The sequence below is a fragment of the Sphingobium sp. CFD-2 genome, assembly GCF_024611135.1.
In the GTDB taxonomy this organism is placed as follows: Bacteria; Pseudomonadota; Alphaproteobacteria; order Sphingomonadales; family Sphingomonadaceae; genus Sphingobium; species Sphingobium fuliginis.
Map to the genome: position 1 here is coordinate 876,257 of NZ_CP084406.1, position 13,733 is coordinate 889,989.

The following is a 13,733-nucleotide window of genomic DNA, read 5'->3' on the forward strand; positions in this document are numbered from 1 at the left end:
GACGCGCAAAGCGCATCGTCCGCCGCCATTCGCGGCTGGTGCCCGACGGCATGGCGCCCGATGATGGCGGGCGACGGGCTGCTGGTGCGGGTCCGTCCACCGCTGGGCCGCCTGACCGTTCCCCAGGCCATCGGCCTTGCCGAAGCCGCGCGTCTTCACGGCAATGGCCTTGTCGACCTCACCAACCGGGCCGCGCTCCAGCTTCGCGGCGTGACGGAACAAGGCCATGGCCCGCTGCTCCGGCACCTTGTCGCCCTGGGCCTTACGGATCACGATCCGGCCCGCGAAGCGCGCCGCAATTTCCTGCTCGCTCCCGATTCATCGCCCGGGGATGACACGGAAAGCATCGCGCTCAGCCTGATCGCCCACATCGATGAGCTGCCCCAGCTTCCTTCCAAGATAGGGATCGCCATAGATGCCGGGCCTGCGCCCTGTCTTGCCGCCGTCCCCGCCGATTTCCGGTTCGAGCGCAGCGAGGCGGGCAGGCTGCTGCTGCGGGTGGAGGGGCGTCCGCTGGGTTCGCCCACCAGCGTTGAAACGGCGGCGCGCGACCTGATTGCGCTTGCCCGCTGGTTCCTTGCCACGGGCGGCGGCGCATCGGGCCGTGCCGCCCGGCACGAAGCCCCGCTGCCGACCGCTGCCGACATCGCGCCCGCGCCATCCCGCCCGCTGTCCCGATTGCTGGCGGAGGCATCGGGGCCTTTCCACGGCATTCCCTTCGGTCAGTTTGACGCCGACAGCCTTATCGCGCTGGCCGGGAAACCGCATGTCACGGCCCTGCGCCTCACCCCATGGCGCGGTTTGATCCTGGAGGGCGGCGCAGACAGTGCGGAGCACGCCTCTCCTGACGGCCTGCTCCGCGTCGACGCCTGCCCCGGCGCGCCCGCATGCCCGCAGGCAAGCGTCGAGACGCGCGGCCTCGCCACCCGGCTCGCGCCCCTTGTCGAAGGGTCGCTGCATGTGTCCGGCTGCGCCAAGGGCTGCGCCCGCCAAAGGCCCGCAGGGCTGGTCCTCACCGGCCGGCAGGGCCGCTTCGACCTGTCCCGCAACGCCCGCGCCGGATCGCCGCCGGAAAAAACCGGCCTGACCGCCCGACAAATCCTCGCCCTGTTCGGAAGGCCCTGATGCCCCACAGCTACGAAACCGACGGAGCCGCCATCTATCGGCAGTCCTTCCGCACCATTCGCGCCGAAGCCGACCTTGCCCGCTTCTCGCCCGAGGAGGAACGCATCGCCGTCCGCATGATCCATGCGGCGGGCCTGGTCGGACTTGCTTCCCACATCCGCTTTTCGCCGTCCTTCGCCCGGGACGCCATCGCCGCGCTTCAGGCGGGCGCGCCGATCCTCTGCGACGCGCGCATGGTGTCGGAGGGCATAACCCTGAAGCGCCTGCCCGCCGCCAATCCGATCCTCTGCACCCTGAACGATCCGCAGGTGCCTGCCCTGGCGGCGCAAATGTCCAACACCCGCTCGGCCGCGGCGCTCGAACTCTGGCGCCCGCATCTGGAAGGCGCGCTGGTCGCGATCGGCAATGCCCCGACGGCGCTTTTCCATCTGCTCAACATGCTGGAGGACCCCGACTGCCCCCGCCCGGCCGCGATCATCGGCTGCCCCGTCGGCTTCGTCGGCGCGGCAGAATCGAAGGAAGCGCTCTGGCGCAGCCGGCCCGTCCCCTGCTGTATCGTGGAGGGTCGCCCCGGCGGCAGCGCCATCACGGTCGCGGCGGTGAATGCGATAGCGAGCCCGGCGGAATGAGCGGCGGGACCATCCATGGCGTCGGCCTGGGACCGGGGGCGCAGGACCTGATGAGCGTCCGCGCCGACCGGCTGATCCGCAATGCCCGGCACATCGCCTATTTCCGCAAGAGGGGAAGGTCGGGCCATGCCCGCAGCATCGTGGAGGGCATGTTGCGCGCCGATGCCGTCGAATATCCGATGGAATATCCGGTCACGACGGAAATCCCGCTGTCAGACCCGCGCTACAATGATCTGCTCTCGACCTTCTATGCCGATTGCACGGCGCATCTGGACAGGCTTTCGGCACGCGGCGAGGATGTGGTCGTCCTTTGCGAAGGCGATCCCTTCTTCTACGGCAGCTTCATGCACCTGCACAGCCGCCTTGCCGCGCCGGTGAAGATCGTCCCCGGCATCACCGGCATGTCCGGCGCCTGGACCGCCAGCGGCACGCCGATCAGTTGGGGCGACGATGTCCTGACGGTGTTGATGGCCACCCTGTCCGAAGAGGAACTGACCCGCCGCATCCGCGACAGCCATGCTCTGGTCGTCATGAAGATCGGCCGCAACCTTCCCAGGCTTCGCCGCGCCGTCGAAGCCGCCGGCAAGCAGGACAGCGCCTGGCTGGTCGAATATGCGACCATGGCGGATCAGCGCATCACCCCGCTGGCGGAAGCGACCGACGTCACCGCTTATTTTTCGATCCTGCTGGTCCACGGACAGGGCCGCCGTCCATGACCGGATGGGTCGTGGCAGCCGGTCTTGGTCCGGGAGCGGACGCGCTCATCACGCCGGAGGTGGCGGATGCGCTGGCGCAGGCGAGCGACGTGATCGGATACATCCCCTATGTCGCCCGGGTGGCCCAAAGACCGGGCCTGACGCTCCACGCCTCGGACAATCGGGTCGAACTCGACCGCGCCGCCCATGCCCTGGCCCTCGCCGCGCAGGGCAAGCGGGTGGCGGTGGTTTCCTCGGGCGATCCGGGGGTCTTCGCCATGGCCTCCGCCCTGTTCGAAGCCGTGGAGGCGGGGCCGGAGGACTGGCGCGACCTCGACATCCGCGTCCTGCCCGGCATCACCGCCATGCTCGCCGCCGCCGCAAGGGCGGGCGCGCCGCTCGGCCATGATTTCTGCGCCATCAACCTGTCCGACAATCTCAAGCCCTGGCCGCTGATCGAGCGCCGCCTGCGCCTCGCCGCACAGGCCGATTTCGCCATGGCCTTCTACAATCCCCGTTCCCGTTCCCGGCCGGAGGGTTTCGGGCGGGCGCTGGCGATCCTGCGCGAGGAATGCGGCGAGGACCGGTTCATCCTGTTCGCCCGGGCCGTCTCCACGCCGGAGGAAACGCTGAGCGTGGTGCCGTTGAGCCGGGCCACTGCGGACATGGCCGACATGCGCACCATGGTCATCGTCGGTTCCAGCCGCACCCGGCTGATCGAACGCTCCGGCCCACCGATCCTCTATACGCCGCGCTCCGCCGCATGACCCAGCCATTGCAGCACCCCGGCGACCTCATGCGTCACCTGCGCCGCTGGACAGGCCGGACGCTCGATCATCACGACCGGCAGTCCCAGCATCCGCGCGGCGACCAGCTTCGCCCGCGCGCCGCCGCCGCCCGCATTTTTCGACACCACGCAGTCGATGCCATGGGCGCGCATCAACCGCATGTCGCCCTCCACCGTGAAGGGACCGCGGTCGATGACCAGCGCATGATCGGGCAGCCCCGGCGCAACGGCGGGCATATCGACGAAGCGCAACAGATAATGATGCTGAGGCTGCACGGCGAAGGCGTCCACATGCATGCGCCCCAGGGCCAGCATCACATTCCGCCTGGCTCCCTCCAGCGCCGCCACCGCCCCGGCCATGTCCGGCACATGGGTCCAGCAGTCTCCCTCCGCCGCGGTCCAGGGCGGCCGGGTCAGCATGATGTGCTCCACCCCCGCCTCCCGCGCCGCGCCAAGGGCATTCCCGCTCATCACAGCGGCGAAGGGATGAGTGGCGTCCACCAGATGGGTGACGCCTTCCTCCCGCAAATAGCGCGCGAGGCCGGCCATGCCCCCGAAGCCGCCGACGCGCACCGGCACCGGCTGCGCCCGTGGTTTGTCCGTCCGCCCCGCATAGCTCAACACCGCGCGAACGCCCCGCTCGGCAAGAGCAGCCGCAAGCGCGCTCGCTTCCGTGGTGCCGCCCAGAATGAGGATGTTGGACATGCCCGATACTCCTGACGGTCCGTGGCTGACGATCGTCGGCATCGGGGAAGACGGCCCGAATGGCCTGTCGTCCGCCGCCCGCGAAGCGCTGGAGAAAGCCGCGCTCGTCGCCGGAGCGCCGCGCCATCTTGCGCTGCTGCCAGCCCTTAGGGCCGAAAGCCTGCCCTGGCCAGTCCCGTTCGCGGCCGGCGTTCCGATGCTGCTCGCCCGCCGTGGAGACCCAACCGTCCTGCTTGCCTCCGGCGATCCCTTCTGGTTCGGCGCGGGGAGCAGCATCACGCGGCATTTGCGGCCGGATGAATGGACGGCGCACCCTGCCCCCTCCACATTCTCCCTTGCCGCCGCGCGGCTGGGCTGGGCGCTTCAGGACGTGGAATGCCATGGCCTCCACGCCGCGCCGCTGACGCGGTTGCGCCCCGGTCTCGTGCCCGGCCGCCGCGCCATATTGCTGCTGCGCGACGGGCAGGCGGCGGTCGAGCTTGCCGCCTGGCTGACGGAACAGGGCTTCGGCCGTTCGACCCTGCATGTGCTGGAAGCGCTGGGCGGCCCCCGCGAACATATCCGCCAGTGCACGGCCGAAGCGCCGGACCTTGCCGATGTCGCGCATCCCGTTGCGGTCGGCCTGTCCGTGGCGGGCGAAGGCAGGACGCTCCCCCGCTCCAGCGGCATCCCCGACGACTGGTTCGACCATGACGGCCAGATCACCAAGCGCCCGGCCCGCGCCCTGACCCTGTCCGCCCTGGCGCCCCGCCCTGGCGAGACATTATGGGACATAGGCGCAGGTTCCGGCTCCATCGCCATAGAATGGCTGCTCGCCCATTCCTCCACCCAGGCCATCGCTTTCGAGGCCGATCCGGATCGCGCCGCCCGGGCGCGCGCCAATGCCCTTCATCTGGGCGTCGACCGCCTGACCGTCATGGAGGGCAGAGCGCCCGACATCCTGACCGGCCGGACCCGCCCCGAGGCCGTCTTCATCGGCGGAGGGCTGAGCCAGTCCCTGCTCGCGACATTGTTCGCCCTGCCCGGCGGTCCCACGCGCCTTGTCGCCAATGCCGTCACGCTGGAATCGGAAGCGCTGCTTGCCAAATGGCATGCCGACAAGGGCGGCGACCTGCTTCGCATCGAGCTTGCGCAGGCGATGCCCCTGGGCAGCCGTCGCGGCTGGCGTTCCGCCTATCCGCTGGTGCAGTGGAGCGTGACGCTATGATCGTCGCCGGCTTCGGCTTCCGCCACAGCGCGTCGCTCGCTTCGCTGGAATCGGCGCTGGAGCAGGCGACGGGCGCCATGATCGCGGTCGACGCGCTGGCAACCCTCGATGGCAAGGCCGGGCAGCTTGCGCCATTGGCGCGCAAGCTCGCCCTGCCCCTGATGGCCGTCGGCGTGGAAAGGCTGGCGGAACAGCCCGTGGCCACCCGATCTCCCGCCAGCATGGCCGCCCATGGCACCGGCAGCGTCGCCGAAGCCACGGCCCTCGCCGCTTCAGGGCCAGAGGGCCGCCTGCTAGCGCCCCGCGCCTTCTCCTCCGACCGCCTCGCAAGTTGCGCCCTAGCCGAAAGCCCTGCCCCATGACCGTTCATTTCATCGGCGCCGGTCCCGGCGCGCCCGACCTCATCACCCTGCGCGGGCGCGACCTGATCGCACGTTCTCCGGTCTGTCTCTATGCCGGATCGCTGGTGCCCGCCGCCCTGCTCGATCATTGTCCGGCGGGCGCGCGGATCGTCAACACGGCGCCGCTGACGCTGGACGAGATCGTCGCCATCATCGTCGATGCCCATCAAGCGGGGCATGACGTCGCGCGCCTTCATTCCGGCGACCTGTCCGTCTGGTCGGCCATGGGCGAGCAGCTTCGGCGGCTGAAAGCGATCGGCATTCCTTTCAGCATCACGCCCGGCGTCCCCTCCTTCGCCGCCGCCGCTGCCGCCATCGGCGCCGAACTGACGCTGCCCGAACTCGGCCAGTCGGTGATCCTCACGCGGACGCCGGGGCGCGCCAGCGCCATGCCGTCCGGTGAAAGCCTCTCTGCATTCGGCGCGACCGGCGCGACGCTCGCCATCCATCTGTCGATCCATAATCTGGCGCAGGTGGTGCGCGACCTGATCCCGCATCATGGCGCCCATTGCCCCGCGGCCGTGGTGTGGCGCGCAAGCTGGCCGGATCAGCGGATCGTGCGGGCGACGCTGGGCACCATCGGGGAAGCTGCTGCGGACGGGCCCGAACGGACCGCCATCATTCTTGTCGGCCCGGTGCTGGGCAGCGAGGATTTCGCGGAAAGCAGCCTCTACGCGCCCGGCTATGACCGCCGTTTCCGACCGGCCAGCGCCGACTCCGCCTTCATCGACAAGCCATGACGCCGGGCCTTCTGATCGCGGCGCCCCGATCAGGATCGGGCAAGACGACCGTCACGCTGGGCCTGCTGCGGGCCTTTTCCCGAATGGGCATCAGGGTACAGCCGTTCAAGTCCGGCCCCGACTATATCGACCCGGCATTTCAGCAGGCGGCCAGCCGCCGCCCCTCCTTCAACCTCGACAGTTGGGCGATGTCCGCATCGCAGATGGCGACCGTTGCAGGCCGGGCCGACGCAGAACTGATCGTCGCGGAAGGCGTGATGGGCCTGTTCGACGGCGCCCCCGCCGTCGGGGAAGCCGGCACCGGCGCGAGCGCGGACATCGCGGCGCTGTTCGGCTGGCCCGTCCTTCTCGTCATGGACGTGTCGGGCCAGAGCCAGTCCGCCGCCGCCATCGCCAGCGGTTTCCGTGGCCTTCGTTCCGATATTTCCATGGCAGGCGTCGTCCTCAACCAAGTCGCCAGCCAGCGCCACGAACGGCTGATCCGCGCGGCGATGGAGGGGGCGGACATCCCCGTCCTGGGCGCCATTCCGCGCTCCGCCGCGCTCCACCTGCCGGAGCGTCATCTGGGTCTGGTCCAGGCGGCCGAACAGGCCGATCTCGACCGGATCATCGACCGGATGGCGGACATCGTGGCGACCCATGTGGACCTCAACGCTGTCCGGCGCGCGGCCCGGTCCGCCCCGGCGCAGGATCGCGCTTCAATGCCGACCCTGCCGCCACCCGGCCAGCGCATTGCCATCGCCCGGGACGAAGCCTTCTCCTTCACCTATGCGCATCTCCTGTCCGGCTGGCGGGATGCAGGCGCGGAAATCCTGCCCTTCTCCCCCCTGGCCGACGAAGCCCCGGCAGCCGATGCCGATGCGGTCTGGCTCCCCGGCGGCTATCCCGAACTCCATGCGGGCCGGATCGCGCAGGCGGCCCATTTCCTTTCCGGCCTGCGCCGCCACGCACTGGACCGTCCGATCCATGGCGAATGCGGCGGCTATATGGTGCTGGGACAGGCGCTGATCGATGCCGACGGGCGGGCACATGCCATGGCCGGCCTGCTCGGCCTCGTCACCAGCTTCGCGGAACGGCGCCTTCATCTTGGCTACCGACAGGCGCGCTTGCTGGCGCCGATGGGCGGCATGCCTGCGGGAGCGATGCTGAACGGCCATGAATTCCATTATTCCACCATCGTCGAGCAACCGGACAGCCCGCTCGCTCATGTGACCGACGCGGAAGGTCAGGCCGTTCCGTCGACGGGATCGCATCGCGGCCGCGTCACCGGCAGTTTCTTCCACCTCATCGCTCCCGCCTCGAAAGCCTCCTCATGATCAGCATCGACCTTATCGGCATCGGCACGGGCAATCCCGATCACCTCACCCGCGCCGCGGTGAAGGCGATGAACGACGCCGACCTCATCCTGCTGCCCCGCAAGGGCGACGCCAAGTCCGACCTCATCGACCTGCGCCGCGCCATTTGCGCCGAACTGCTGACGCAGGCGGTGAAAATCGTGGAATTCGACATGCCCCGGCGACCGGACCGGACCGATTATGTCGGCGCCGTCCTCGACTGGCACGATGCCATCGCCGCGCTCTGGATGGAGCAGGTCGCCCGGCACCTTCCCGAAGGCGGCAGGCTCGCCCTGCTGGTCTGGGGCGATCCGTCGCTTTATGACAGCAGCCTGCGCATCGCCGGGCGCCTGCCGGACGTGAAGGTCCGCGTGATCCCCGGCATCACCAGCGTACAGGCGCTGACCGCCGCCCACGGCATCTGCCTCAACGACCTTGCCGATCCCGTGCTGATCACCACCGGCCGGCGCCTCAGCGAACGCGGCTGGCCGGACTGCGCCGACAGCCTGGTCGTCATGCTGGATGGCCATTGCGCCTTCCAGACCCTGCCGCCCGAGGGTCTCGACATATGGTGGGGCGCCTATCTGGGATTGCCCCAGGAAAGACTCGCCCAGGGTCCGCTGGCCATGAGGGGGGCCGAAATCGCCTCATGCCGCGCCGCGCTCCGCCAGGAACACGGCTGGATCATGGACATCTATCTTTTACGAAGGCGCAAGACGGTCCGACGACCCTGAAGCCGTCAGGCGACGTTCGGCATCAATTCGATGATCGGCCTGCTCGCGGCCTGTCGCAGGCCGCTCGATGCCGTTTCGGCGCGGCGGCGGAACTCGGCAGCCATTGCCTGATGCATCATGCGCGCCGAAGCATCCGCGGTGGTCGCTGCCAGTTGATCATGCATTCTTGCCCGGTCTAGACATTCTTCTGGCGTAAGAGCATTCGTCATGAATCGAACTCCTGCCTGTCGCAGGGCCCGTCCTCTCCACCGCCTTCAGAGCGACAGATCCGACTTCGCCCACGAAAAACCGGCGCACAACTTAACCTTTCCCATCATCGATTGAAAACGGAATCTTGCCGCAGCCCTTTTCCCGTCCGCCGCGCGCACCGGTTCAGCGCAGCCAGGCCGCATTGGGCTGCGCGCTATGGCTTTTCAATTCCTTGCGCGTTGCGGAATCAACCTCCTTCAACAGCACTTCATAACCCCAGAGATTCGCCAGATTTTGCAAGACCATAGCGGCATCGCGGGCCTCCAGTTGGACGCCGTCCAGCACCGAATGCTCAACGATCAGCTTGCGGTCGCCGGCCAGGTCGACATCGACCACCTGTATGTCGGGTTCCTGCCGCCCGATTTCATATTCCCGCGCCAGGGAGCGCCGAATCCGGCGATAGCCGCGCTCATCGTGAATGGCGTCGACCCGCAGTTCCGATTCGCCCTGCTTGTCGAGGATCTTGAACAGCCGCCATTGCCGGATCAGATGTGGGCTCAGAAATTGCGAAACGAAGCTTTCATCGCGATAATTGGCCCATATGTCCTTCAGCACCTCCATCGGGTCGCCCGATCCGGCAATATCCCCGAACCATTCGCGATCCTCCTCCGTCGGCGCCCGGCAGACCCTTTCGATGTCCGACATGATGCCGAAGCCCAGGGCATAGGGGTTGAAACCGCCAAATTGTCCTGAATCATAGGTGGGTTGATAGACAACATTGGTATGGGATGAGAGGAATTCCATGAAGGCGCCGTCGGTCAGCCATCCCCGTTCGTGCAGCGTCGTCATGATGCGATAATGGGTGTAGGTCGCAGCGCCTTCGTTCATCGCCTTGGTCTGGCGCTGCGGGTAGAAATATTGCGCGATCAACCGCACGATCCGCAAAATCTCCCGTTGCCAGCTTTCCAGCCGGGGGCCGGACTTTTCCAGGAAATAGAGGATATTTTCCTGCGGCAGTCCCAGCGCCGCCCGTCTGGCGTCGCTGGGGATCGCGTCCGCCTTCGCTCCAGTGGGCACGGTGCGCCACAGATCGTCATAGATGCGGTCGCGATAAGCCTGCCGTTCCGCCTCCCGCGCCGCCTCCGCCTTCAAGTCCCTTGGGCGGACGCGCGGATAGCGATGCACGCCCTGGTTCATCAACGCATGGGCGGCGTCCAGCACCCGCTCGACCGGCAATTGGCCGTAGCGTTCCTCGCATTGCGCGATGTAGCGCTTGGCGAATTCCAGATAATCCAGAATTCCCTCGGCATCGGTCCATTGCTTGAAGACATAATTATTCTTGAAGAAATGATTATGCCCGAAGGCCGCATGGGCGATGACCAGCGTCTGCATCGTCGCGCTATTTTCCTGCATCAGATAGTTGATGCAGGGATCGCTGTTGATGACCAGCTCATAGGCCAGGCCGCGCAGCCCCTTGCGGTACATCATCTCATTGGTCACGAACTGCTTGCCGAAGGACCAGTGTTTGTAGAAGAGCGGCATGCCGATGGAGGAATAGGCGTCCAGCATCTGCTCCGCGCTGATGACCTCTATCTGGTTGGGATAGATGTCGAGCTTCATTTCCTGGAGCGCGATGGGCTCGATCATTTCGTAAATGCGGTTGATGAGCGCGAAGTCCCAATCGCTTCCCGTGAACAGCGGGGCGGACGCCAGTTCGACCGTCATGCCGGTTCCACCTTCATGAACTCCGCTCCGCCACGCCCTTGCGCTGGAACAACTCCCGGAAAACCGGATAGATTTCCCGCCGATGATGCACCTTGCGCATTACGAAATTGCGGTTTGCCTCGCTGACCGGGGCATAGGCCTGCCACAGTCCGGTCGTCGTGCCGATGGTCTCTATGTCGGCGAATTCCTCTCGCCCGACTTCCAGATAGGCGAAATATTGGCTGAAGGGCAGGATTTCCTGCTGCATCAGGCTGACCACCCGGCCATTGTCGGACTGCATGGTGTCGCCGTCCGACGCCTGCGCCACATAGATGTTCCAGTCATCCGGACGGAAGCGTTCCTGCACCACCTCGATCAGTTTCTCCAGCGCGCTCGACACCAAAGTTCCGCCCGTCACCGTGCTGTAGAAGAAGGTCTGCTCGTCCACCTCCGCCGCCCGGTCGGTATGGTGGATGAACACCACCTCCACATGCTCGTAGCAGCGCGACAGGAACAGGTGCAGCAGCGCGAAGAAACGCTTCGCCAGATCCTTCATATGCTCCGTCATGGAGCCGGAGACGTCCATCAGGCAGAACATCACTGCCTGGGCCACGGGCTTGGGCACCGTCTCAAACCGGCGATAGCGCAGGTCCACAGGGTCGATATAGGCGATCAGGTTGCGGCGGCGGATGACGGTCGAGCGTTCCTCGCGCAATGCCTCCAGCCGTACGGCATCGTCGGGCAGGGCCGGATCGCGCGCCTCGATCAGCGCGATCTCCTCCTCGATCCGGGCAAGATCGGCGCCCTTGGGACGGCGCAGCGCCAACCGACGCGACATCGCCTTCTGCATGGTGCGCGGCACGGACAGGTTGGACGGGTTGCCGACCGTCGAATAGCCTGCCCGCCTTATGCCGTCGACGGCCCCGCCGATCAGCCGCCTTTTGGCGAGGTCCGGCAGCTCCAGATCGTCGAGGAACAGATCCAGAAACTCTTCCCGGCTGAGCGCGAACTGGAAATCGTCATTCCCCTCGCCCTGCCCGGCCTTCGACCCCGCGCCCGCGCCGCCATCGGGCCGCTTGATCCGGTCGCCTTCCATATAGTCGTGATTGCCGGGGAAGACCCGTTCACGGCTGCCCCCCTGCGCGGCGCGGTGCAGCGTCGGTTCGTGGATGACGTCGCGCTGGATCGAAATCTGGCCTTCCTTGTCCAGATCCTTGATGCTGCGGTCCTTCAGGCTGTCGCGCACCGCCTGCTGCACATATGCCCTTGCCCTCCGCAGGAAGCGCTGCCTGTTGACCAGGCTCTTGCCTCCTGGATTCAACCGTCTGTCGACTATGTGCATGGCGGGCTTGGCGCCTCCATCATCCGGCCTGCTTGACGCGTATATACCATTCGACAAGCCGCCGAACCTGCCGCTCAGTATAGCCTCTTTCGATCATCCGCGCGACGAATTCGTCATGCTTGGTCGCAGTCTCGCCGTCCTTCTTCGATCCGAAGCTGATGACCGGCAGCAGGTCCTCGACCTGGCTGAACATCCGCTTCTCGATCACCTCGCGGATTTTCTCGTAACTGGTCCATGACGGGTTGCGCCCGTCATTGCTGGCCCGCATGCGCAGCGCGAACTTCACCACCTCGTTGCGGAAATCCTTGGGATTGGCGATCCCGGCGGGCTTTTCGGTCTTGGACAGTTCCTGGTTGATGACCTCCCGGTCCAGCAATTGACCCGTGTCCGGGTCCTTGAAGTCCAGATCCTCGATCCACGCATCGGCATAGGCGACATAACGGTCGAACAGGTTCTGCCCATAATCATGGTAGGATTCGAGATAGGCCTTCTGGATTTCATTGCCGATGAACTCGGCATAGCGCGGCGCCAGTTCGCCCTTGATGAACTCCAGATAGCGGGATTCGATCTCGGCGGGGAACTGCTCCTGCCGGACCATGCCCTCCAGCACATACATGAGGTGCACGGGATCGGCCGCGATCTCATTGGTGTCATGGTTGAAGGTGGCCGACAGCGCCTTGAAGGCGAAGCGGGTCGAAATGCCCGACATGCCCTCGTCCACGCCAGCAGCGTCGCGATATTCCTGAAGACTCTTGGCCCTCGGATCGATTTCCCGCAGCATCTCGCCGTCATAGACGCGCATCTTGGAGTAGAGATTGCTGTTCTCATGCTCCCGCAGCCGCGTCAGCACGGAGAAACGCGCCAGCATGTCCAAAGTCCCCGGCGCGCAGGGCGCCTTGTTCAGGTCCGATTCCCGCAGCAACTTCTCGTAGACATGCCGTTCCTCGGTGGCCTGCAAACTATAGGGAACCTTGATGACGTAGATACGGTCGATAAAGGCTTCGTTATTCTTGTTGTTCTTGAAATTCGCCCATTCCGATTCATTGCTATGGGCCATGATGATGCCGGTATAGGGAATGGCGCCGATATTCTCCGTGCCGATATAATTGCCCTCCTGCGTCGCGGTCAGCAACGGGTGGAGCATCTTGATCGGCGCCTTGAACATCTCGACGAATTCCAGCATGCCCTGGTTCGCCCGGTTGAGCCCGCCCGAATAGCTGTAGGCGTCCGGATCGTTCTGCGAGAGCATTTCCAGCTTGCGGATGTCGACCTTGCCGACCAGCGAGCTGATGTCCTGGTTGTTCTCGTCGCCCGGCTCGGTCTTGGCGATGGCGACCTGCCGCATGCGGGACGGCATCATGCGCACGACCCTGAATTGGGATATGTCGCCGCCATATTCATCCAGCCGCTTGCGGCACCAGGGGCTGATCATGCCGGTCAGCCGCCGCCGGGGAATGGCGTAATTCTCCTCGATATAGTCGCCATGGGTTTCGGCGTCGAACAAGGCGAGCGGGCTTTCGAAGATCGGGCTGATCTCATCCCCCGCCTTCAGCACATAGATGGGATGCACTTCCATCAGCGCCTTCAGCCGTTCGGCCAGGGACGACTTGCCGCCGCCCACCGGACCCAGCAGGTATAGGATCTGCTTGCGCTCCTCCAATCCCTGGCTGGCGTGGCGCAGGAAACTGACGATATGCTCGATCGTCCCTTCCATGCCGTAGAAATTGGTGAAGCTCTTGTAGCGGCGGATGGTCCGGTTCATGAAGATCCGGCCCAGCCGCTGATCGCGCGAGGTGTCGATGATCTCCGGCTCACCGATTGCAGCCAGCAGCCGCTCCGGCGCGGACGCATGCATCAATGGATCGTTGCGACATCCCAGCAGATAATCTTCGATAGACATTTCGGCCTGACGCCGATCATCGAACTTCCGCGTGAAGCTGGAAAACAGCTCATTCTTTGTCACTGGCGACTCCCGCTAAAGTAGCCATGGAATGTATATAGACCCTTATGGTCTGTAAAAACAGTGCAATAGAACCTGTTCAGAGTAAAAAATTCAAATCTGTCCAATCGTCGATCTGCATGTTTCTGCAAAAAGAACGCACGATGCTTATCCGGCCACGCAGAAGCATTTCCGGCAATCG

General features: G+C 65.6%; 14 protein-coding genes. 9 read left to right on the top strand and 5 right to left on the bottom strand.

The window, feature by feature from the left end; translation table 11 throughout:
* Window positions 1–60: 60 nt before the first annotated feature.
* The 4 genes from LDB29_RS24195 to cobJ are packed head-to-tail and all read left to right on the top strand — an operon-like array spanning window position 61 to window position 3,216.
* Entirely contained in the window at window positions 61–1,125 is a 1,065-nt protein-coding gene (locus LDB29_RS24195) for a cobalamin biosynthesis protein CobG (RefSeq protein ID WP_025546645.1), read from the top strand.
* Entirely contained in the window at window positions 1,125–1,754 is a 630-nt protein-coding gene (locus LDB29_RS24200) for a precorrin-8X methylmutase (protein ID WP_044660799.1), read from the top strand. Before LDB29_RS24195 ends, LDB29_RS24200 begins: the two co-directional genes overlap by 1 nt.
* Complete coding sequence (gene cobI, locus LDB29_RS24205; RefSeq protein ID WP_137709032.1) at window positions 1,751–2,470, top strand: precorrin-2 C(20)-methyltransferase; 720 nt, start codon at window positions 1,751–1,753, stop codon at window positions 2,468–2,470. Before LDB29_RS24200 ends, cobI begins: the two co-directional genes overlap by 4 nt.
* On the top strand, window positions 2,467–3,216 hold the full coding sequence (gene cobJ / locus LDB29_RS24210) for a precorrin-3B C(17)-methyltransferase (RefSeq protein WP_137709033.1): 750 nt from the start codon (window positions 2,467–2,469) through the stop codon (window positions 3,214–3,216). The genes cobI and cobJ overlap by 4 nt, the downstream gene beginning before the upstream one ends.
* Here cobJ and LDB29_RS24215 read toward each other — a convergent pair.
* Entirely contained in the window at window positions 3,192–3,941 is a 750-nt protein-coding gene (locus LDB29_RS24215) for a cobalt-precorrin-6A reductase (protein WP_137709034.1), read from the bottom strand. The genes cobJ and LDB29_RS24215 overlap by 25 nt on opposite strands.
* Here LDB29_RS24215 and cbiE point away from each other — a divergent pair.
* The 5 genes from cbiE to cobF are packed head-to-tail and all read left to right on the top strand — an operon-like array spanning window position 3,940 to window position 8,357.
* Window positions 3,940–5,148 (top strand): precorrin-6y C5,15-methyltransferase (decarboxylating) subunit CbiE, encoded by a 1,209-nt coding sequence (gene cbiE, locus LDB29_RS24220; protein WP_137709035.1) that lies wholly within the window; start codon window positions 3,940–3,942, stop codon window positions 5,146–5,148. The two genes, LDB29_RS24215 and cbiE, sit on opposite strands and share 2 nt — an antisense overlap.
* Window positions 5,145–5,510: a cobalamin biosynthesis protein gene (locus LDB29_RS24225; RefSeq protein ID WP_025546640.1), complete on the top strand. Its 366-nt coding sequence runs from the start codon at window positions 5,145–5,147 to the stop codon at window positions 5,508–5,510. Before cbiE ends, LDB29_RS24225 begins: the two co-directional genes overlap by 4 nt.
* Window positions 5,507–6,289, top strand: coding sequence for a precorrin-4 C(11)-methyltransferase (gene cobM / locus LDB29_RS24230; RefSeq protein WP_025546638.1), 783 nt, complete (start codon window positions 5,507–5,509; stop codon window positions 6,287–6,289). The genes LDB29_RS24225 and cobM overlap by 4 nt, the downstream gene beginning before the upstream one ends.
* Window positions 6,286–7,605 carry a cobyrinate a,c-diamide synthase gene (locus LDB29_RS24235; protein WP_137709036.1) on the top strand — a complete coding sequence of 440 codons (1,320 nt, stop codon included), beginning with the start codon at window positions 6,286–6,288 and terminating at the stop codon, window positions 7,603–7,605. Before cobM ends, LDB29_RS24235 begins: the two co-directional genes overlap by 4 nt.
* Window positions 7,602–8,357, top strand: coding sequence for a precorrin-6A synthase (deacetylating) (gene cobF, locus LDB29_RS24240; protein WP_137709037.1), 756 nt, complete (start codon window positions 7,602–7,604; stop codon window positions 8,355–8,357). Before LDB29_RS24235 ends, cobF begins: the two co-directional genes overlap by 4 nt.
* Before the next feature lie 254 nt (window positions 8,358–8,611).
* On the opposite strand, the gene LDB29_RS29460 is transcribed toward cobF, so the two are convergent.
* From LDB29_RS29460 to LDB29_RS24255, 4 genes are read right to left on the bottom strand one after another with little or no spacing between them, the layout of a single operon-like run.
* On the bottom strand, window positions 8,612–8,749 hold the full coding sequence (locus tag LDB29_RS29460) for a hypothetical protein (RefSeq protein WP_373886364.1): 138 nt from the start codon (window positions 8,747–8,749) through the stop codon (window positions 8,612–8,614).
* Window positions 8,730–10,271 (bottom strand): SpoVR family protein, encoded by a 1,542-nt coding sequence (locus LDB29_RS24245; RefSeq protein WP_137709039.1) that lies wholly within the window; start codon window positions 10,269–10,271, stop codon window positions 8,730–8,732. Before LDB29_RS24245 ends, LDB29_RS29460 begins: the two co-directional genes overlap by 20 nt.
* A 13-nt stretch (window positions 10,272–10,284) precedes the next feature.
* Window positions 10,285–11,592 carry a YeaH/YhbH family protein gene (locus LDB29_RS24250; protein WP_044660808.1) on the bottom strand — a complete coding sequence of 436 codons (1,308 nt, stop codon included), beginning with the start codon at window positions 11,590–11,592 and terminating at the stop codon, window positions 10,285–10,287.
* A 19-nt stretch (window positions 11,593–11,611) separates the two neighbouring features.
* On the bottom strand, window positions 11,612–13,492 hold the full coding sequence (locus tag LDB29_RS24255; RefSeq protein ID WP_229742594.1) for a PrkA family serine protein kinase: 1,881 nt from the start codon (window positions 13,490–13,492) through the stop codon (window positions 11,612–11,614).
* Window positions 13,493–13,733: the final 241 nt, after the last annotated feature.

Bases quoted from the DNA above. Each gene is read 5' to 3' on its own strand.
- LDB29_RS24195 (WP_025546645.1), top strand. From the start codon at position 61: ATGATGGCGGGCGACGGGCTGCTGGTGCGGGTCCGTCCACCGCTGGGC.
- LDB29_RS24200 (WP_044660799.1), top strand. From the start codon at position 1,125: ATGCCCCACAGCTACGAAACCGACGGAGCCGCCATCTATCGGCAGTCC.
- cobI (WP_137709032.1), top strand. From the start codon at position 1,751: ATGAGCGGCGGGACCATCCATGGCGTCGGCCTGGGACCGGGGGCGCAG.
- cobJ (WP_137709033.1), top strand. From the start codon at position 2,467: ATGACCGGATGGGTCGTGGCAGCCGGTCTTGGTCCGGGAGCGGACGCG.
- cbiE (WP_137709035.1), top strand. From the start codon at position 3,940: ATGCCCGATACTCCTGACGGTCCGTGGCTGACGATCGTCGGCATCGGG.
- LDB29_RS24215 (WP_137709034.1), bottom strand. From the start codon at position 3,941: ATGTCCAACATCCTCATTCTGGGCGGCACCACGGAAGCGAGCGCGCTT.
- LDB29_RS24225 (WP_025546640.1), top strand. From the start codon at position 5,145: ATGATCGTCGCCGGCTTCGGCTTCCGCCACAGCGCGTCGCTCGCTTCG.
- cobM (WP_025546638.1), top strand. From the start codon at position 5,507: ATGACCGTTCATTTCATCGGCGCCGGTCCCGGCGCGCCCGACCTCATC.
- LDB29_RS24235 (WP_137709036.1), top strand. From the start codon at position 6,286: ATGACGCCGGGCCTTCTGATCGCGGCGCCCCGATCAGGATCGGGCAAG.
- cobF (WP_137709037.1), top strand. From the start codon at position 7,602: ATGATCAGCATCGACCTTATCGGCATCGGCACGGGCAATCCCGATCAC.
- LDB29_RS29460 (WP_373886364.1), bottom strand. From the start codon at position 8,749: ATGCGGCCTGGCTGCGCTGAACCGGTGCGCGCGGCGGACGGGAAAAGG.
- LDB29_RS24245 (WP_137709039.1), bottom strand. From the start codon at position 10,271: ATGACGGTCGAACTGGCGTCCGCCCCGCTGTTCACGGGAAGCGATTGG.
- LDB29_RS24250 (WP_044660808.1), bottom strand. From the start codon at position 11,592: ATGCACATAGTCGACAGACGGTTGAATCCAGGAGGCAAGAGCCTGGTC.
- LDB29_RS24255 (WP_229742594.1), bottom strand. From the start codon at position 13,492: ATGTCTATCGAAGATTATCTGCTGGGATGTCGCAACGATCCATTGATG.